Origin of the sequence: Kaistella palustris DSM 21579 (assembly GCF_000422265.1) — a bacterium.
GTDB classification, from domain to species: domain Bacteria; phylum Bacteroidota; class Bacteroidia; order Flavobacteriales; family Weeksellaceae; genus Kaistella; species Kaistella palustris.
In genome coordinates, this window is record NZ_AULL01000019.1 from 79,819 (window position 1) to 98,766 (window position 18,948).

19 protein-coding genes are annotated in these 18,948 nt (G+C 42.3%); 6 read left to right on the plus strand and 13 right to left on the minus strand.

Translation table 11 applies throughout. The features are described from left to right. Positions 1-65 precede the first annotated feature (65 nt). Positions 66-845: a zinc ribbon domain-containing protein gene (locus H562_RS0109480; protein ID WP_027377289.1), complete on the minus strand. Its 780-nt coding sequence runs from the start codon at positions 843-845 to the stop codon at positions 66-68. A 5-nt stretch (positions 846-850) separates the two neighbouring features. Beyond that, entirely contained in the window at positions 851-1,948 is a 1,098-nt protein-coding gene (locus H562_RS0109485; RefSeq protein WP_027377290.1) for a Nif3-like dinuclear metal center hexameric protein, read from the minus strand. Positions 1,949-2,011: 63 nt separating this feature from the next. Here H562_RS0109485 and H562_RS0109490 point away from each other — a divergent pair, with 63 nt between their 5' ends. Then, the gene (locus H562_RS0109490; RefSeq protein WP_027377291.1) at positions 2,012-2,839 is read left to right on the plus strand and encodes an ion transporter; all 828 of its coding nucleotides are present in this window, start codon (positions 2,012-2,014) and stop codon (positions 2,837-2,839) included. A 268-nt stretch (positions 2,840-3,107) separates the two neighbouring features. Here the strand turns inward: H562_RS0109490 and H562_RS0109495 are convergent, their stop codons facing one another. The 3 genes from H562_RS0109495 to H562_RS0109505 all read right to left on the minus strand — a co-directional run bounded on the left by H562_RS0109495 (position 3,108) and on the right by H562_RS0109505 (position 5,925). After that, positions 3,108-4,160: a peptidylprolyl isomerase gene (locus H562_RS0109495; RefSeq protein WP_027377292.1), complete on the minus strand. Its 1,053-nt coding sequence runs from the start codon at positions 4,158-4,160 to the stop codon at positions 3,108-3,110. An 84-nt stretch (positions 4,161-4,244) separates the two neighbouring features. Beyond that, positions 4,245-4,754 carry an FKBP-type peptidyl-prolyl cis-trans isomerase gene (locus H562_RS0109500; RefSeq protein WP_027377293.1) on the minus strand — a complete coding sequence of 170 codons (510 nt, stop codon included), beginning with the start codon at positions 4,752-4,754 and terminating at the stop codon, positions 4,245-4,247. Between the two features lie 97 nt (positions 4,755-4,851). Beyond that, complete coding sequence (locus H562_RS0109505; protein WP_027377294.1) at positions 4,852-5,925, minus strand: branched-chain amino acid aminotransferase; 1,074 nt, start codon at positions 5,923-5,925, stop codon at positions 4,852-4,854. A gap of 84 nt (positions 5,926-6,009) precedes the next feature. Here H562_RS0109505 and mnmD point away from each other — a divergent pair, with 84 nt between their 5' ends. Then, positions 6,010-6,684, plus strand: coding sequence for a tRNA (5-methylaminomethyl-2-thiouridine)(34)-methyltransferase MnmD (gene mnmD / locus H562_RS0109510; protein ID WP_027377295.1), 675 nt, complete (start codon positions 6,010-6,012; stop codon positions 6,682-6,684). Positions 6,685-6,743: 59 nt separating this feature from the next. Beyond that, positions 6,744-7,160, plus strand: a complete 417-nt coding sequence (locus tag H562_RS0109515; RefSeq protein WP_027377296.1) for an NUDIX domain-containing protein — start codon at positions 6,744-6,746, stop codon at positions 7,158-7,160. Here H562_RS0109515 and H562_RS0109520 read toward each other — a convergent pair. Continuing rightward, the gene (locus H562_RS0109520; RefSeq protein ID WP_027377297.1) at positions 7,155-7,946 is read right to left on the minus strand and encodes a S1/P1 nuclease; all 792 of its coding nucleotides are present in this window, start codon (positions 7,944-7,946) and stop codon (positions 7,155-7,157) included. The genes H562_RS0109515 and H562_RS0109520 overlap by 6 nt on opposite strands. Next, positions 7,946-8,653, minus strand: a complete 708-nt coding sequence (locus H562_RS0109525) for a DUF4294 domain-containing protein (protein ID WP_027377298.1) — start codon at positions 8,651-8,653, stop codon at positions 7,946-7,948. The genes H562_RS0109520 and H562_RS0109525 overlap by 1 nt, the downstream gene beginning before the upstream one ends. A gap of 56 nt (positions 8,654-8,709) precedes the next feature. Between H562_RS0109525 and H562_RS0109530 the strand changes: the two genes are divergently transcribed. Both H562_RS0109530 and rpe read left to right on the plus strand, forming a co-directional pair. Continuing rightward, positions 8,710-9,786 carry a M28 family peptidase gene (locus H562_RS0109530; RefSeq protein ID WP_027377299.1) on the plus strand — a complete coding sequence of 359 codons (1,077 nt, stop codon included), beginning with the start codon at positions 8,710-8,712 and terminating at the stop codon, positions 9,784-9,786. Positions 9,787-9,845: 59 nt separating this feature from the next. Next, on the plus strand, positions 9,846-10,496 hold the full coding sequence (gene rpe, locus H562_RS0109535) for a ribulose-phosphate 3-epimerase (protein WP_027377300.1): 651 nt from the start codon (positions 9,846-9,848) through the stop codon (positions 10,494-10,496). 113 nt (positions 10,497-10,609) lie between these two features. Here the strand turns inward: rpe and H562_RS0109540 are convergent, their stop codons facing one another. From H562_RS0109540 to cphA, 6 genes are all read right to left on the minus strand, one after another. Next, positions 10,610-11,029, minus strand: a complete 420-nt coding sequence (locus H562_RS0109540; protein ID WP_027377301.1) for a nucleoside-diphosphate kinase — start codon at positions 11,027-11,029, stop codon at positions 10,610-10,612. Positions 11,030-11,204: 175 nt separating this feature from the next. Then, positions 11,205-12,131, minus strand: a complete 927-nt coding sequence (rsgA, locus tag H562_RS0109545) for a ribosome small subunit-dependent GTPase A (protein WP_027377302.1) — start codon at positions 12,129-12,131, stop codon at positions 11,205-11,207. Between the two features lie 87 nt (positions 12,132-12,218). Next, positions 12,219-13,286: a chorismate mutase gene (locus H562_RS0109550; protein WP_027377303.1), complete on the minus strand. Its 1,068-nt coding sequence runs from the start codon at positions 13,284-13,286 to the stop codon at positions 12,219-12,221. Positions 13,287-13,331: 45 nt separating this feature from the next. Further along, positions 13,332-13,871: a hypothetical protein gene (locus H562_RS15785; RefSeq protein ID WP_233701991.1), complete on the minus strand. Its 540-nt coding sequence runs from the start codon at positions 13,869-13,871 to the stop codon at positions 13,332-13,334. Between the two features lie 53 nt (positions 13,872-13,924). Then, a complete protein-coding gene (dnaX, locus tag H562_RS0109560; RefSeq protein WP_027377305.1) occupies positions 13,925-15,010 on the minus strand; it encodes a DNA polymerase III subunit gamma/tau in 1,086 nt (361 codons plus the stop codon). A 186-nt stretch (positions 15,011-15,196) separates the two neighbouring features. Further along, positions 15,197-17,827, minus strand: coding sequence for a cyanophycin synthetase (cphA, locus tag H562_RS0109565; protein WP_027377306.1), 2,631 nt, complete (start codon positions 17,825-17,827; stop codon positions 15,197-15,199). A 193-nt stretch (positions 17,828-18,020) separates the two neighbouring features. Between cphA and H562_RS0109570 the strand changes: the two genes are divergently transcribed. Next, on the plus strand, positions 18,021-18,908 hold the full coding sequence (locus H562_RS0109570; protein ID WP_034691030.1) for a cyanophycinase: 888 nt from the start codon (positions 18,021-18,023) through the stop codon (positions 18,906-18,908). The last annotated feature ends 40 nt before the right edge of the window (positions 18,909-18,948 follow it).

Consider the following 18,948-nt stretch of genomic DNA (forward strand, 5'->3'; position numbering starts at 1 on the left):
AATTTAAGTACAAAAAAACCGGCACGAAAAAATATGTGCCGGTTTTACTTTTATGAAAGAGGAAATTAAAACTTGATAATTTCTCTCATCTTTTCAGTTTCTTCATTTACCAAATCATCATCAACAAGGATTTTTCCACTGTGTTCATCGATAATGATCTTTTTGCGCTGGGCAATTTCCATTTGTTTCTGTGGCGGAATTGTAAAGAATGAACCTTTTGGCGCGCCTCTTTCCAAACCAACAACTGCCAGACCGGTTGGCGAATTCGTGCGGATTCTCTGGTAAGATGCCAACAGACGCTCATCGATATTTTTTGCGAATTCCTTAGATTTTTCAAGCAGGTAATCTTCTTCCTTTTGCGTTTCGGAAACTAAATTCTCGAGTTCTTCTTTTTTAAATTTAAGGTGGTTTTTCAGCTCCTTAATTTTATTGTTAAGTTCTTCGAAAGTTTCATTTTTATGTTCGATCTTTACGCTGTATTCTCTGATGCGTTTTTCGGCCAGTTGAATCTCAAGCTCCTGGAACTCAATCTCTTTACCCAAAGCTTCAAACTCCTTATTATTCCGTACCGTATCCTGCTGCGTTTTATATTTCTCGATCAATGACTGTGAATGACTGATGATTTCTTTTTTCGTACTGATCTCGGCATTCTGTTCCTTAACTTCGTTTTGAAATTTTTCCGCACGCTTTTCCAGGCCTTCGATTTCAATTTCCAGATCTTCAACTTCGATCGGCAGTTCGCCGCGTGTGTTGCGAATCTCGTCTAAACGTGAATCGATAATTTGCAGGTCGTAAAGCGCTCTTAACTTATCTTCAACGGAGATTTCTACAATTTTTTTAGCCATATTTTTTATAAAAAATAATTTACAGGATTGGTTTTTACAACAGATTTTGAGATTGCAAATTTAGGAAAAATTTCCGACAATATATCAAATAATTGTTGCACCACAAACTGTTCGGATTCATAGTGGCCGATATCACAAATCAGCATTTTTCCTGCGTTTTTGAAAAAATCGTGGTATTTGATGTCGCCCGTGAGATAAGCATCGCAGTTCTGTGCCAAAGCCGCATCAATCGCACCTACGCCGCTGCCACCCAAAACACCGACTTTGCTGATTTTTTTTGAATTGAACTCCGAATGTCGGATCACTTTTAAATCGAAGATCTTCTGCACATATCTCAGGAATACTTCTTCCTCCATTTCTTCCGGCAGGTTGCCAAATCTGCCCAAACCTGTGTATTGATTTTCATTTTCAAGATCTAAGATCTGGTAGGCAACTTCCTCGTAAGGATGTGCGGCTTTCATATTGCCAACCACAGAATGCTGCCTGAAGTCCTCGAAAATAACAGAAATAATTTCTTCTGCTGCGTTTTCCCTCACACCAAGTTTGCCGGAGAAGGGGTTTGAACCTTCAACCGGGCGAAATGTCCCGTTGCCGGAAACCGCAAAACTGCACTCATCATAAAAACCAATATTTCCCGCCCCGGCCGCGAACAGGGCTTCTTTAACTTTTTCAGCAAAATCGCGCGGAACATATACATCCAGCCGTTTTAAACTGTTTTTTTTGGGAAGCAGAATTTGTTGGTTTTTCAACTTAAGCGCTTCGCAAATGCCGTAGTTCACGCCAAAATAATCGTTATCAAAAGAAGTGTGAACGGCATAAATTGCAATTTTATTTTCAATTGCTTTCAGCAGGGAGCGTTCCACGTAGTTTTTTCCTGTCAAAGATTTCACACCTGAGAACAAAATCGGGTGGAAACTCACAATTAGATTTAAGCCTGAAGTAATGGCTTCATCAACTACAGATTCCAGCGTGTCATGCGAAACAAGAATACCGGAAACTTCCCGCGAGGGCTTACCACACAGCAGTCCTGTATTGTCGAAATCTTCTGCCCGGCCAAGTGGCAGCCTTTTTCCGAGTTCCGTTATCGCTTCGTTAACTGTCATTTTCTTAAGTTTGTCACGAAAGTAGGAATTATTTATCTATTTTTAATTTTTTTGAGATTGCATATGGAAAAGGAACACGATTTTATACCGGAACGCCAAAAGTGGAAACGCCAGCTCTTTCGCATCATTTTTAAGGCAGACACCAAGCTCGGTAAAATTTTCGACATGCTTTTGCTGGGACTGATCCTGATCAGCACTTTTATCGTGATGATGGAAAGCGTAGAAGTTTTCGATGCAAAACTTCACCGCACATTTGTGGTGCTGGAAATTATCATTACACTGATCTTTACAGTGGAATATGTGCTGCGCATTCTCACAATCCGCAATAAGAAAGCCTATATTCTCAGTTTTTTCGGTGTGATAGATTTTCTGGCAATTCTACCTTTTTATTTAAGTCTTTTCATTCCGATCACCAAATATTTCCTCATTTTAAGGATGCTTAGAATGCTGCGGGTTTTCCGGATCTTTAATCTGCTCGATTTTATGAATGACGGTTCTTTTATTGTAACCGCATTAAAAAACAGTTCACGGAAGATCTATATTTTCCTGTTGTTCCTAATGATTTTTTCGGTCATTGTCGGTTCAATGATGTTTATGGTCGAGGGTCACCGCGAAGGTTTCGAAAGCATACCGCAAAGTATTTACTGGGCCGTGGTTACTGTTACAACGGTCGGTTACGGCGATGTGTCACCAAGCACGCCGCTGGGTAAATTTCTTTCAGTTTTACTGATGCTTGCGGGTTACTCGATCATTGCCGTACCTACGGGAATCGTTACGGCAGAAATGCGTGCCAAGCGCCAGGAACTCGGAAAAGTCTGTAACAGATGTGGTAACGCTGATATTGATGATGACGCGCGCTATTGCAAGATCTGCGGCGAAAAAGTAGTTTAAAAAGTCGCGGCAGCGAACCTTCAGTGGAATTTAGACCTTCAACTTGAAAGCGATTTTATAATAAAAAATACTTCAACAGCTTTTAAACGACGGAAAAAATGTTAGAGATAACTAACAGGAAATCGTTTTTGCTGTGCAGCCTTGTTTAATGTCTATAAAAATACCTTGTTTATAGCCTTGAAACAGGTGTGAACTTCCATCTATAATAAATAAAAGCAGCACTCCGAAGAAATGCTGCTTTGTTGAAAAAAATTTTTATTACAGAAAATTATCTGGTGGCGTTCCCTTTAACTTTTACAAGTTCAACGTCGAAAACCAACCATGCATTTGGTGGAATAATTCCGCCGGCGCCGGCTGCACCGTAACCCAGCTCAGACGGAATAAGCAATGTGGCTGTTTCACCTTCCTTTAAAAGCATAATACCTTCGTCCCAACCTTTGATTACCTGTCCTACTCCAATCGGAATATCAATTGGCTGATTTCTCTTGAAAGATGAATCGAATTCGGTTCCGTCGATCAGTTTTCCCGCGTAATGTACGGAAACCTGGTCACCAGCTTTTGGAGCTTCGCCTGTAGTGGTTTTGGTAATTTTATAGTACAGACCGGAAGGTGTTACCTGCATATCTTTTTTAAAATCATCTACAAGACGTTGCTGGTTTGCGGCAAACTCTTCTTCTTTTTTCTTTTTATCAGCAGCGATTTTGGCCATTGCGGCTTTATTTTTTTCCTGAATTTTACCTTTTCCTTCGCTAAAGATCTGGGCAGCATCGTAGTTTTTATACTCATCGCCTTTGGTGAATATAGAGACTTTTTCCAGAATTACATCGGTTTTAGGTTTATCCTGCGGACCTTTTTCTACGTTTGCAATATCATCGATTACATTTTCGCCTTTCACCACTTTACCAAAAATAGTGTGTTTCCCGTCCAGCCACGGCGTTGCAACTTCTGTAATGAAAAACTGGCTGCCGTTGGTATTAGGACCGGAGTTCGCCATGGAAAGAATTCCTTTGCCGGTATGTTCCAGGTCATTTTTCTCATCATCGAACTTATAGCCGGGATCGCCCATGCCCGTACCAAGCGGATCACCACCCTGGATCATAAAATCCTTGATCACGCGGTGAAATTTGGTTCCGTCGTAAAAAGGAACGCCTTTCGCTTTGGATTTATTTTCGATTTTACCTTCAGCCAAGCCCACGAAATTAGCAACTGTTACGGGCGCTTTTTCGTCTTCGAATTTCACGATCATATTTCCTTTAGAAGTTTGGAAATTGGCGTAAAGGCCATCTTTCAGACCTTCGTAAGTTTCTTTGTCTACGTTCATTTTTTTATAAATTGGGGTGCAACTGGCAAGTGAAATTGCGGCGGCTGCGATTAAAAAATTTTTCTTTAGCATTTAATTTCAGTTTTATAATACTTTTATTTTAATGATGAGCGGCATATCATTTGGGATCTTCTCGTTATCACCGTACGTTCCGAACGCCAAAACCGACGGAACCAAAAGTGTGGCTTCAGAGTTCGTGGGCAAATACCTCAGTACATCCTCTACCGCTTTCAGTTCTTCAAAATGGCCAAAACGTACATTGATATTCCGTTTGGGCTTTTCGTAAAGCTTTGCCTGGTCAAAATCGTAGATGTCATACTCATACGATATGTCGTCGCCATCATTTTTTTTTGGGTTTTGCTGCAAATTTTCGATGTTTACCCAGTAATTTAAATTCATAGGATAAAACTTTTCTGTCTGGTTCTCTATCCAGTATCTGATCTGCCCCCGTTCAGTTTCATTCAGGTTCTTTGCCCTGTTTTTGGAAGTGTTTAAATCTTTTTCACTCAGGAAACCGCCGACCGGTGGGTGCGATGGTGTATTCTGGGCACAGCCAAGCAGAAGGAATGAGGAAAGCAAGATTACTTTTTGCATAAAAACTTTTGCGAAAATAAGGAATTCGCATCAATTATAAAACGAAAAAACCGGATCAAAAATTTTCTCCGGTTTTTATTTTTCGAAAGTTTCCCAGTTACACTGTTTCCATTACATTTTTCTCAACCAAAACTCTCCATCCAAAAGGATCTTCCGCCTTGTTTGTTTGAATGTCTACCAAATCTTTCTGCAAAGTTAAAGCAAAGCTTTCATCGTTGCTTAATTTTGGCAGTTCAAGTTTTTCACCGTCGTAACCCAAAGCCTGGAAAACACTTGTTACAACTGCAGTTCCTACACCCCAAACCTCTTTCAGGCTGCCGTTTTTCTGCGCTTCGATCACGTCTTTCACCGCTATAGGTTCAATCTTGATCTCAAGACCGCGTTTTTTGGCCAGTTGTATAAAGCTGTCTCTGGTTACACCATCCAGAATTTTTTCCGAAGTCGGCGGCGTAATAATGGTATCATTGATGCGGACAAAAACATTCATAGTTCCACTTTCTTCAAAATATTTATGGGTAGCATCATCTGTCCAGATAATCTGGTCATAACCTTCCTCCATCGCCAGCTGCGTGGGGTAAAAGGAAGCCGCATAGTTTCCTGCTGCTTTAGCGGAACCTACTCCACCGCTTGCTGCACGTGAATAGAAATCAGAAATTTTTACTGAAACGGGTTCTGTATAGTAACTCTTGGCCGGTGTTGCCACGATCGCGAACATATATTTATTTGAAATTCTCGCTTTTAAGGCTTCTTCGGTAGCGAAAATAAGTGGGCGGATGTACAGTGACATTCCCTCGCCTTTCGGGATCCATTCTCTGTCAATATCGACCAGTGCTTTTAAGCCGCCTAAGAATATTTCCTCGGTAACTTCGGGCATTGCCAGTCTGGCTGCTGATTTATTGATACGTGCAAAATTCTTTTCGGGACGGAAAAGAAAAACCTGATCATCTTCGTCCTTATACGCCTTCATACCTTCGAAACATGCCTGGCCATAATTTACACCCATCATAGCAGGAGAAAAAGGAAGCGGACCATAAGGAACAACCTTCACCTCACCCCATTTTCCGTTCTCATATTCACAGATCACCATGTGATCTATAAAGGTATTTCCGAAGGAAAAATTATTGGAATCAAAAGTTGAAATTCTCGGATTTGTAGATTTTTGAATTATCATATTAAAAATTTTTTTTGATGTTCTACAAATTTAATATAATTTTCCAAATATCAAAATTTTAAATTAATTTTGAAAAAAATCCGAATGGAAAGGGAAGTACGAACCACTTCTGATGGAAGTAAAACATTATTTATCAGTGACTTAAACGAAAGTTACCACTCGCACCACGGTGCGGTTCAGGAAGCGCAGCACGTCTTTATCAAAAATGGACTTAATTTAGTCGAAACTTACGAAATTAACATTTTAGAGCTCGGTTTTGGAACAGGTTTAAATGTTTTGGTTACTATTAATGAATTTTTGAAAACTGATAAAAATCATATAATTAATTATTTCACCCTCGAAAAACATCCCGTTTCAACCGCTGAAGTGAATGAACTTGGGTACAGCAATTTATTTCCGGAACTCAGATCGGCATACACCGAAATGCACAGCTGCCCGTGGAATAAGACTGTTGAAATACTGCCGAATTTCTATCTCACGAAATATGAATGCGACTTTTTTGACCTTCCTGAGCTTGGGCTGCCGAAAATTGACCTTGTATACTTCGACTGCTTTGGCGCACGCGTGCAGCCGGACCTCTGGGAAATGCCATTGCTTGAAATGGTGTCAGAAACTATGAACACAGGTGCACTGCTCACGACATACTCGTCCAAAGGAAGCGTACGCCGCAACCTGAAAGAGCTTAATTTTGAGGTGCAGAAAAAAGCAGGTCCACCGGGAAAAAGGGAAATGATCAATGCGGTGAAACTACACGTTTAAGTTTTTTTAATAATAATCATATTTCCTAACTTTGGATTTCTACCAATCTTACAATTTATATGATAGACAAAATAAACGTGCGCGTGTACGCAGCCGCGGTAAAAGATAAAAAAGTGCTGGTACTGTTTGAAGAATATGCGGGCGAGCATCTAATGAAACTGCCCGGCGGCGGACTGGAGTTTGGCGAAGGCGTTCTCGACTGTCTGCGGCGCGAATTCGATGAAGAGCTCAACGTGAAGATCAACATCCTGAGCCACCTGTACACACAGGAAGATTTTATTGTCTCCAGATTCCGCGACAATGAGCAACTGCTAACCCTGTATTATCTGGTGGAAATTGTGGATGAAGCAGATTTTCTGATCCTGGATCCATGTATTGAAAAAGCAGAATGGATTTCCCTCGAAAGTGAAGAAAACCCATTCAGTTTACCGGTCGATAAAATAGTTTACGAAATTTTGCAGAAAAAATTTCTATAGGATTTCGTTCAGCACTTTCGCCAGGCGCAAGCCTCCGTACAGAAGCTGACGTTCCAGTAACGCTTCATACTTGTAATTGTAATCATAGGCATAAGAAGCGCCTTCTTTTGCATTGGCGTAAATATTATTTGCGGCTTTGTGACTGTCGTATAGCCAGTCTTCCAGCGTTCCCGCCTGTATCGCGGCGACTTCCGATTTCGATTTTACATCCAGCACCCTTGCGAATTCGGTGTAACTGTATTTTTGAAAATCGACCAGTTTTGAATCCCAGAGTGAGTGCAGATTTGTATTGTCACCGAAGAATTTCAGTTTGATCTTATTACCTCCGAGATCGCCTAATCTGCCTAAATGCAGCGGCTGGGCAGCATCTCCCATCAGATGAACCAAAAAACGAAGTGCAATCTCTTTGTCTTTGTCGGAAGTGCTTTTATCTTTGATCTGATCGGAAAGTATTTTAATCTGTGTATATATATTCGGTGCTTTCTGTGCACGCAGGGTATCAGTAAATGCTTTTAAATTTGCTTGTGGATTTACGTTCACATAATGCCACTGATCCGTGGACTTCCAAACACCGGTGGTATCTGCTTTTATAAAATCTGGCCAATTGGCGTAATAAGCAAGTTTCTCATCACCAATAATTTTTTTCAAATGTCTTTTGGCTTTATTTGAAAGGTGATTTTCAGCGATCTCGGCAATTACGCGGTGACCGGTTGTTCCCCAGCAATAGGCGAAATTAAATGCAAATAACGCCAGCAAAAGCAAAGCGTTGGAACTGATTTTTTTCATTAATTTCTCTTTATTTTAAATTTTTGATAACCGGGATATGGTCGGAAATAACCGGCGTTCCAGTTGCTCTGCAGCAGATTTTCCAGGAACTGGTCGGTTCTGTTTCTGTACGGATCGAAAGGTTCTTTTATATCGACATCGGCAATATTCCCTTTCACATTCCACCAGAAAGCACTCCAGCCACCGCGCAGGTCTTTGATGATTTCATACACTGTTTTTCCTGTAGCCCTGTTCATAAGCTTTGCGAAAACCCGGCCTTCTGTTGTGGTGAGATCCCGTAACTGGGACTCATATTTATCGGCAAGGGCGTTTTGACGTGCATTTACATATTTCCGTTGCGTATTTTTATCAAGATCTTTTAACTCATCCTGTATATCTTCATACTGATCCAGGGCTGTGAGAAAAAGTGGATATACGCGTGTGAGTTTTTTATTAAGGAAATAATAGTAATTCTGGTCGAGCTGATTATTGAAGTGCGGTTTATTAAAAAGGATCAACTCATCCATCACCACCACATTTTCTCCGTTTATCTCATAAATCCGCGCTTTCTGTCCTTCATCATAATAATACAGATTTCCGAGTTCATCTGTTTTTAATAATTCTTTGGGATATTGGCTGATGGGTTTCATCATGATCGAATCCTGTTGAGCCTTCCCCAAAAATCCTGAAACCAACAGAATCAGAATTACAAGTTTATATAATTTCATTACTTTTACGTCATATAAGGTCAAGCTTTGCATTAACAAAATTCATTCCTTTCTATATGAAATTCGAAAAAAAATCTCTTCAATTTTTAGAACAATATCTAAACACTGCCTCGCCAACAGGTTACGAACACAACGGCCAAAAAGTCTGGATGGATTACATTAAGCCATTTGTGGATGAAACCCGGGTTGACCATTACGGAACATGCTATGGTGTCATAAATCCTGATGCCGAATTCCGGGTGGTGATCGAAGCGCACGCCGATGAGATTTCGTGGTATGTAAATTATATTACGGATGAAGGCTTAATTTACGTGATCCGTAACGGTGGCTCCGACCAGATGATCGCACCTTCCAAAGTCGTGAATATTCATGGTGAAAAAGGAATGGTAAAAGGCGTCTTTGGCTGGCCTGCGATCCATACCAGAGGCCTCAATTCCGATGAACCCATACCAAAACTGGAAAATATATTTATTGACTGCGGTGCCACGACCAAACAGGAAGTAGAGGATCTGGGCATTTTTGTTGGTTCGATGATCACTTATCCCGATGAATTCTTCGAGTTGAATGACCGGTATTTTGTCTGTCGCGCCCTGGATAACAGGATCGGCGGTTTCATGATTGCAGAAGTGGCAAGACTGCTGAAAGAAAATAACAAAAAACTTCCGTTTGGCCTGTACGTGACCAATTCTGTGCAGGAAGAAGTCGGTTTATACGGGGCTGATATGATCGCTGATACCATTAAACCAAATATCGCCATTGTTACAGATGTGACGCATGATACCACCACGCCGATGATCGAAAAGAAAAAGGAAGGTGATCAGAAATGTGGTGGCGGACCGGTTGTATTTTATGCGCCAAGCGTTCATCACACGCTACGCGATCTCATCGTAAAGACCGCGAAAAACAAGGATATTCCTTTTCAGCGTGCGGCCGCGAGCAGAGCAACCGGAACTGATACAGATGCATTTGCCCACTCCAACGGTGGCGTTCCGTCCGCGCTGATTTCGCTTCCACTTCGCTATATGCACACGACGGTAGAAATGGTCGCAAAAGAGGATGTGGCAAACGTGATCCAGCTTATTTACGAAACGCTTCTCCAGATCGAACCCGATATGAACCTCAAATATCATTAATGAAAAGTTTTAACATTTAAAATTCAACATTAAAAAAGGAAAAAAACCGAAATTTTATAATGAAAACAAAATTGATTGCTCCTTCCCTGCTCTCAGCCGACTTTGGAAATCTGCAGCGTGACATAGAAATGCTGAACCGCTCGCACGCGGACTGGATCCATGTCGACGTGATGGATGGCCGCTATGTGCCTAATATTTCCTTCGGTTTTCCCATAATGAAAACCGTGCAGAAACATACCCAAAAATTTGTTGATGTACATCTGATGATCGTAGAGCCGGAGAAATATGTGGAGGAATTCATCGATCAGGGCGCAGATCTTGTTTCTGTTCACTATGAGGCGTGCACACATTTGCACCGGACCATAGAACTCATCCAAAACCGTGGCGCAAAAGCCGGTGTGGTACTTAATCCCGCGAGCCCTGTGTTGCTTCTGGAAGATATAATTGAACAGGTGGATCTGGTTTTACTGATGAGTGTGAACCCCGGATTCGGTGGCCAGAAATTCATCGAAAATACTTACAAGAAAATTGCAGAAACCAAAGACCTTATTCTCAGCAATAATTCCACTGCGCTGATCGAAGTTGACGGTGGTGTGAATTTGGAAAATGCAGCAAAACTTTTTGCGGCCGGCGCCGATGTTCTGGTCGCGGGCAACGCAGTTTTTTCGTCGGAAGTTCCTGAAAAAACGATAGAGCTTCTGAAGATTTAAATTGTAACATTCCATATAAACCAAAAAGTCCCGCAGCAGAGGGACTTTTTTTATGGTTTAATAAAAAAAATGCTCAGTAGCAACTGAACATTTAAATCATTATTTTTAATGTCTTAGAAAATTTCTTTCCCGGCAAAATGGAACTGCGCTTCGATCAAAGCATTCTCATCAGAATCAGAACCGTGTACCGCGTTTTCACCTAAGCTTCTTGCGAACATTTTTCTAATGGTGCCTTCAGCAGCATCAGCAGGATTCGTAGATCCGATAAGTGTTCGGAAATCCTCCACAGCATTATCTTTCTCCAGAACCGCCGCTACGATCGGACCCGAACTCATAAACTCCACAAGTTCTCCATAGAAAGGTCTTTCGGCATGAACCCCATAGAATTTTTTTGCATCGGAAACAGTAAGCTGAGTTAACTTCATGGCTTTGATCTTGAAACCTGCTTCTGAAATTTTTCCCAGGATTGCACCAATATGACCATCTGCAACAGCATCTGGCTTGATCATGGTGAATGTAATTTTATGTGACATATATCTTGTTTTTTAATCGCGCAAAAGTACAAAATCTTTCCTACATTTGTGTTGAAAGTTCATAAAAAGAGGATCCAATTCTCTTGGCACGGAAGTTGTAATTAAGATTACGATTCTCATGTTTAATTTGAGTTTTCATGGTTATTAGTTTTTACCCAGCTTCGGCTGGGTTTTTTTATTTATTGCCGTTTTCTTCGGCTTCTTCCATCAGTTTCAAATACGTAAAATAGCGCGTCTCTTCAATCTCCCCCACTTCAATTGCTTCTATTACCGCGCATTTGGGTTCGTTGATGTGCATGCAGTTGTGGAATCTGCAGTCTCTTCCTTTGCGGAAAATTTCGGGAAAGTAATGTTGTATTTCTTCCTTTTCCACATCGATCATTGCAAATTCGCGAACACCGGGCGTATCGATAACGCTGCCGCCAAAATCCCAGAAATGCATCTGTGCAAATGTGGTGGTGTGTTTTCCTTTGAGATGTGTGCCGGAAATTTCGGAAGTTTTCAGATCGAGATTTGGCTGAAACGCATTGACCAAAGTGGATTTCCCACTGCCCGAGTGACCGAAAAATACCGAAACTTTATCCTTGACCAACTCTTTAAGGTTTTCTAAATTAAGTTTCGAATATGACGAAATCTCCAGACTGTTGTAACCTATCTCCTTATAAACGGCTTCTATATCATGAACAAGTTCAATCTCATCTTCGTTCAGCACATCCATTTTATTGAAGAGGATAAGTGGTTTTATTGAATATGCTTCACAACACGCCAAAAATCGGTCAAGAAAGCCCAACGACGTTTCCGGATGTTTTAAAGTAAAAATAAAGCAGGCAATATCAATATTCGACGCGATGATATGCGCCTCTTTTGACAGGTTCACCGATTTTCGGATGAGATAATTCTTGCGCGGCTCGATCCTGGTGATCCAGGCCACATCATCGACCTCCAGCGAAAATTCTACATGATCACCTACTGCCAATGGATTTGTGAGTCGGCTTTTCAGCAGTTTAAATTTCCCGCGGATCCTGGCTTCATAGAACCGGCCGGTTTCCTGATCCAGAACCTGGTACCAGCTTCCCGTCGATTTCGTGATGAGTCCTTTCATTAAGTCAACTTTAAGTTAAGTAAAAACCCAGATATTAAAATTCAGATTTATGATTTTCCGCGTGCAAAATACGGGCTGAGAGATTTATCATATTTTATTCTGCACCTCGATGGATTCCTCGTGAATGGCTTTGAAAACCTTCTCTATAAATTCCTGCGACATGCCGGTCTCATCAGCTTTCTGTATGGCGTATTCCGTAATGACTTTCCAGCGGTCCGGCTGAAAAATCGCAATACGGTTTTCTTTTTTTAATGCTCCGATTTTTTCGGAGATTTTCATTCGCTGAGAAAGCAGTTCGATCAGATTGAAATCCAGATCAGAAATCAACGTTCTGTGACGGCCCATTTCGCCATCGAAAACTGATATATCGGTATTTCGGATCTGGAGTTTTGAAATAAGGTCTGCCAGAACTTCCGGCGTAATCTGCTGCGAAGCATCGCTCCAGGCTTCATTGGGATTGCAGTGACTTTCGATGATCATACCTTCGTAGCCCACATTCAGCGCTTCCTGCGCAATTTCTGCCAAGCCGGTTCTGTTGCCGCAGATGTGCGAAGGATCAACCAACATGGGAATATTCGGGAATTCATTCTTGAAATCAAGCGCAATCTGCCAGTTCGGGATATTTCGGTATTTTGTCTTTTGGTAGGTTGAAAAACCGCGGTGGATCACACCTAAATTGTTCACGTTTTGACCCAGGAGTCTTTCCAGTGCGCCAATCCATAAAGCCAAGTCCGGATTCACCGGATTTTTTACCAGAACTGGTTTACCGGTACCGTTTAAAGCAGTTGCAATTTCCTGAACCGTAAAAGGATTGACCGTAGAGCGCGCTCCGATCCACAACACATCCACTTCGGCCTTCAGAGCCGCTTCTACATGATGTGCGTTGGCAACTTCGGTAGCAGTTTTGAATCCGTATTCTTCTTTTACTTTCTTCAGCCAGTTGAGACCGATTGTTCCAACACCTTCAAAACCATTGGGTTTGGTACGCGGTTTCCAGATCCCGGCACGGAAAACGGACACGTTTGCATCACTTTCTTTAATTCTTCTGGCAGTTTCCAGCATTTGCGTTTCGCTTTCTGCACTGCAGGGTCCTGCAATGATCAGAGGTTCCGGAAATTCCCGGGCCCAGGCATTATCTAAATTTTTTAAATCCATCTATAAAGGAAAAGTCCGCAAAAGCTGACTTTATATTTTTAATTTTTAACTGAAATCAAATTTGAAAAGATCATCGAGATCCCGTAAAACAGGATTGATCTCGGCAAATTTATCGAAAATCTTTCGTTTGGTGATCATTTCTTTTTTCAGCGAAACATCGTTCCTGAATTCGACATTAATATTAAAATGATTCACCTTGTGCATGAAATGATTGAAAAAATCACCGCGTACCTTTTCGAATTCGCTTTTTGCGGAATGTGAGGGAAATGTGATCTCCACCGTATCTTCGCCTTTTTTTTTCAACTTAAATGAGCTGATTGCGTTAAAAGTTATCACGTCCGAACCCTGCAGACCGAGAAGAAACTTCTTCCAGGCGTCCTGCAAATCGGTTTCTGTAAAATGATTGCTCGGCAATTCTTCTTTTAGCGTGCTTACCTTCTGTTCCTCTCCTTCTTCGGACTGATGCAGGGCGGCGGTAATACTGAATTTGGAGGGCGCTTTCTTTTTCGCGATCGGTTCGGCGGTTTTTATTATAACCTTCGGGACCTGCTCCGGCTCCTTAACAACGGGAATTGTTGAGACCACATCTACAGGAATTTTATTTACGGTCGGAACCTCCTTAAGCAGAGGTGCTAAGATCAGGAATTTTTTTTTTTGGAAACTCCCTGCGCGGCGGTTAAAGACGAAAGCTGCATCAGAGCGATTTCTACCGTGAGGCGGGGATTCTTGGAATTTTTGTAATTGATGTCGGCGTGGTTGCAGATCTCCACCGCATCTACAAGCTGTTGTACGCTCCAGTTCCGGCTTTGCTCGGAAAATTTAGACCTGGTATTTTCGCCCGCTTCGATCAACGCTAAAGTCTGCGGGTTCTGCGCCATCATTAGATCCCGGAAGTGGTTGCCCAGTCCCGCAATAAAAATATGCGGATCGAAACCACTTTTTACGATCTCATTAAAGGCGAAAAGTATTTCTGGAATTTTGTTTCGCTGCGCAAGATCTACAATTTTAAGATAATGGTCGTAATCTAAAATGTTCAGAACTTCGGCCGCTTTGGCGAGTGTTATATTTTTCTGTGTAAAGGTAGAAAGCCTGTCAAAGATTGAAAGTGCATCCCGCAGGGCACCATCGGCTTTTTGTGCGACCAGGTAAAGTGCATCACTCTCGTAGGAAATTCCCTCTTTGTCTGCGATTTGTTGCAGGTGCTGCTGTATGTGCTCGATCGTAATTCTTTTGAAATCATATATTTGGCAGCGCGAAAGAATGGTAGGTATGATCTTGTGTTTTTCGGTGGTCGCCAAAATAAAGATCGCATGTGCGGGCGGCTCTTCAAGCGTTTTCAGAAAAGCGTTGAATGCCGCGGAGGAAAGCATGTGAACCTCATCAATGATATAGATCTTGTATTTGCCTACCTGTGGCGCAAAGCGCACCTGATCTGTAAGTTCGCGGATATCTTCCACCGAATTGTTGGAGGCTGCATCGAGTTCAAAAATATTATAAGCAAAATTATCTTCAGATGTTGAGCCATCGCGTTCGTTGATCTTTCGGGCAAGGATCCTTGCGCAGGTGGTTTTACCAACACCACGCGGACCGCAAAACAGCAATGCCTGCGCAAGTTGGTTTTCGCCAATGGCATGTTCCAAAGTATCTGTAATGTGTGACTGGCCGACAACAGTATCAAACTCTTGCGGACGGTATTTTCTAGCAGAAACCACGAAATTTTCCATTGGTCAAAAATAGGGAAATAATCGGGAAGATAAAAACAACGCTTATAAATTTTGCGTGCTAAATCACCTTTAATTTAAATCCGAAAAAAGTTTCTATTGCTAAAATTAGCGAGATAAAATCATAAAAAATAAAAACAAAAACTCCCAAAGAAAAAGTTGGGAGTTTCGTTGAAACTGCAGAAAATATTACATGACTTTTCCTTCCTCCAGAATTTCTTTGTTCTGATATTCCTGTACCAGATCGATCGCGTTGGAGACCACATCGCTGAGTGCGGTGATAAATGTACCTTCTTCGGCCATACTCATGGCGTGTTTCAAGGCTTCGATTTCTTTTGGAATAATTTCGTAGCTGACTTCCCGCCCCGCTTCCTGAATCCCGGAGATCAGCAAACCGTTAATATCTTCCTCGGAGCGGCCACGCAGATGTTTTTCATTTCTAATGATGATATAATCGAACATTCTGCCCGCAATCTTGCCACATTCCTGGATATCTTTGTCACGCCGGTCTCCGACACCTGAAATGATGCCGATCTTTTTGGTTGCTTCTACGTTTTTCAGATAATCTTCAATGGCCTCGTAACCCGCAGGGTTATGCGCAAAATCAATCAGCACCTGGAATTTCTTGAATTTAAAGATATTCAGGCGGCCGGGAGTTAATGCCGCACTCGGGATAAACGTTCTGAGTGAATTGGCAATATCTTCGATTTCGAAACCGTACAGGTAAGTGGCTAAACTCGCTGCCAACACGTTGGAAATCATAAACCTGGCTTTCGCTTCCATTGTAATCGGAATATTGTTCGCCTTGGCAATTCTGATCTTCCACTCGCCTTTTTTTATGGTCACAAACCCTTCTTCGTATACGCAGGTAATTTTTCCTTCTTTCGCAAATTTCTTTATGTGAGGGTTGTTCTCATCCAGGCTGAAGATGGCGATTTTGGAATCCAGATCGGTCATCAACCTCATTGAATATTCATCGTCGGCATTCAGCACGCTCCAGCCACCTTTTTTTACCGAATCGAGGACTACGCGTTTTACTTTTGTAAGATCTTTTAAAGTATGTATGTCGTTCAGGCCAAGGTGATCTTCTTTAATGTTTGTCAGCACGCCAATGTCACTGTTTGTATAGCCGAGTCCTGAGCGCAGAATACCGCCGCGTGCGGTTTCCAAAACCGCGAATTCTACTGTAGGATCCTTTAAAACGAACTCCGCAGAAATCGGTCCTGTGGTGTCACCTTTGGTCAGCATGGTGTTCTGAATATAAATCCCGTCGGAGGTGGTGAAACCAACGCGGTATCCATTATTTTTCACAATATGTGCAATCAGGCGTGTAGTTGTGGTTTTACCGTTGGTACCAGTGACCGAAATAATCGGTATGCGGCTCGCTTTGCCCTGGGGATAAAGCATATCTACCACCGGTGCGGCTACGTTCCGCGGCAGACCTTCGCTGGGTGCAAGGTGCATGCGGAAACCCGGCGCGGCATTAACTTCCAGGATCGCACCACCACTCTCTTTCAGCGGCTGCGTGAGATTTTCTGCCATAATATCGATTCCGCATACATCGAGTCCGATTATTTTTGAGATCCGCTCACACATGGTTACGTTCTCGGGGTGAATCATATCGGTCACATCAATTGAAGTACCGCCGGTAGAGAGATTTGCTGTAGATTTCAGATATACGATCTCGCCTTTCTGCGGAACAGTTTCCAGCGTGTAATTCAGTTTCTCCAAAAGTTCGTTGGTATCTTTATCCACCAGAATTTCGGTGAGTACATTTTCATGTCCGTAACCTCTTCTCGGATCACTGTTTTCCTTATCTATCAGTTGCTGAATCGTCATTGAACCATCGCCTACTACATGTGCGGGAACCCGTCTTGCTGCTGCCACCATTTTATAATTAATGACCAGCACTCGGAAATCATAACCTGTGATGTAGCGCTCTACAATTACTTTGGGGCCAAAATTCTGCGCGTGATAAAGCCCCGCTTTTGCGGTTTCAAAATCAGTCACATTTATCGATGAGCCTTTGCCATGGTTGCCGTCCAGCGGTTTCAGCACCACGGGATAACCTATTTTCCCGATGACTCTTTCCAGACCTTCTTCATCTATGACCAGATCACCAGATGGTACCGGAATTGCGGCGTCATCCAGCATTTTTTTGGTCAGTTCCTTGTTGCACGCAATATCTACAGCTATGGAACCTGTTTTGCCTGTAATTGTTGCCTGGAACCGCTGCTGATGGATTCCGTACCCCAACTGCACCAATGAATTTTTACCTAACCGGATCCACGGGATATTGCGCGAAACTGCTTCCTGTACAATACTTCCGGTAGATGGCCCCAACCTTTCGCGTTCGCGGATTTCTTTTAATGTCTGAATGCATTCCGCAATTGGATATTCCACGTTATCAATTAGAGCCTGTGCGATGGCTACTGCCTGCTCGGCGGCGTAAATGCCCGAGTTTTCTTCAATATAATTGAAAACAACATTATAAACGCCGGAGGTCTTTGTCTCGCGGGTTCTGCCGAAACCTGCATCCATTCCCGCCAAAGTCTGAATTTCCAGGGCGATATGTTCCACCACATGGCCCATCCATGTTCCCATTTCAATCCTTTGGAAAAAACCACCTTCTACCCCTTCGGAACAGCGGTGCGTGATGAGCGACGGCAGGAGTAGCTCCAGTCTTTCGCGGAAACCTTCGATCTTATTTGTGGGCAGGTGCTCTACCTCTTCAAGATCAAGGCGCATCTGAATTAATTTCTGCCGGCGGATACTCCAGATATTCGGGCCTTTCAGGACCTGTATTTTCTCAATTTTCATATTTCGGGAACGTCAAATGTTGCGGTTAATTTTCTTAATGAAATTCAAAGATAAAAGAAAAGCCGTATAATCTGTATTATTTTTTTCTGATGCCGTTTAAACAGCCTTTAAAAGCATTTATAAGAAGGAACGCAGCGATTTTTTTAGCGAACCACCAGTATTGCCCTAAATTATTTCTCTAAATTTGCACCCTATGAAAGCAGTTGGAAAATTAATGATCATCGGTGGTGCAGTGAACAAAGGGAGTTTTGCCGAAACTGATTACGACCAGAATGTTGAGAAAAACCTGAACTTTTTCGAACGCGGCATCCTTCGGAAAATCATCAACGAGTCGCGGCTTAAAGAAGATTCTACGATTGAGATTATTACAACCGCCTCGCAGATTCCCCAAATCGTAGGACCCGAATATAAAAAAGCTTTCGAATTTCTTGGGTCGAAAAACGTGAATATTCTGGACATTCAAAACCGTGAGCAGGCCAACAGCGACGCCATGGTGGCACGTGCAAATGCTGCAGATGTAGTTTTGTTTACCGGCGGTGACCAATTGCGTCTCACTTCTATTTTGGGCGGCACACGTTTTCACGAAGCTATCCTTTTAAAATACCAGGAACAGGACTTCATCTACGCAGGTACTTCCGCGGGCGCTGCGGCAGCTTCGGAAAATATGATTTATCAGGGATCCAGCAGCGAAGCTTTGCTGAAGGGCGAGATTAAAACCACACAAGGATTGGGTTTTATAGAAAATGTGATTGTGGATACGCATTTTGTGCAGCGCGGCAGGATCGGCAGACTTTTTCAGGCAGTGGTAAATAACCCCAGAACTTTAGGCATCGGTCTGGGCGAGGATACCGGGCTTTACATCGATGGTGATGTGATGACGGCCATTGGTTCCGGACTGGTGATTTTGGTAGACGGCCGGTTTATAAAGGATACGAATCTTACCAACATTGATCTGGGACATCCTATTTCGATCGATAACCTGATCGTACACGTAATGTCTCAAAACGATTTTTACGACCTTAAACTGAAAGACCTTACCATCGTAAATTCGCAATACAATCCTATTCCACAGGATTCTTAAGCATATGGAGCATTATTAAATTTTTTCTTTTCAAAGTTTT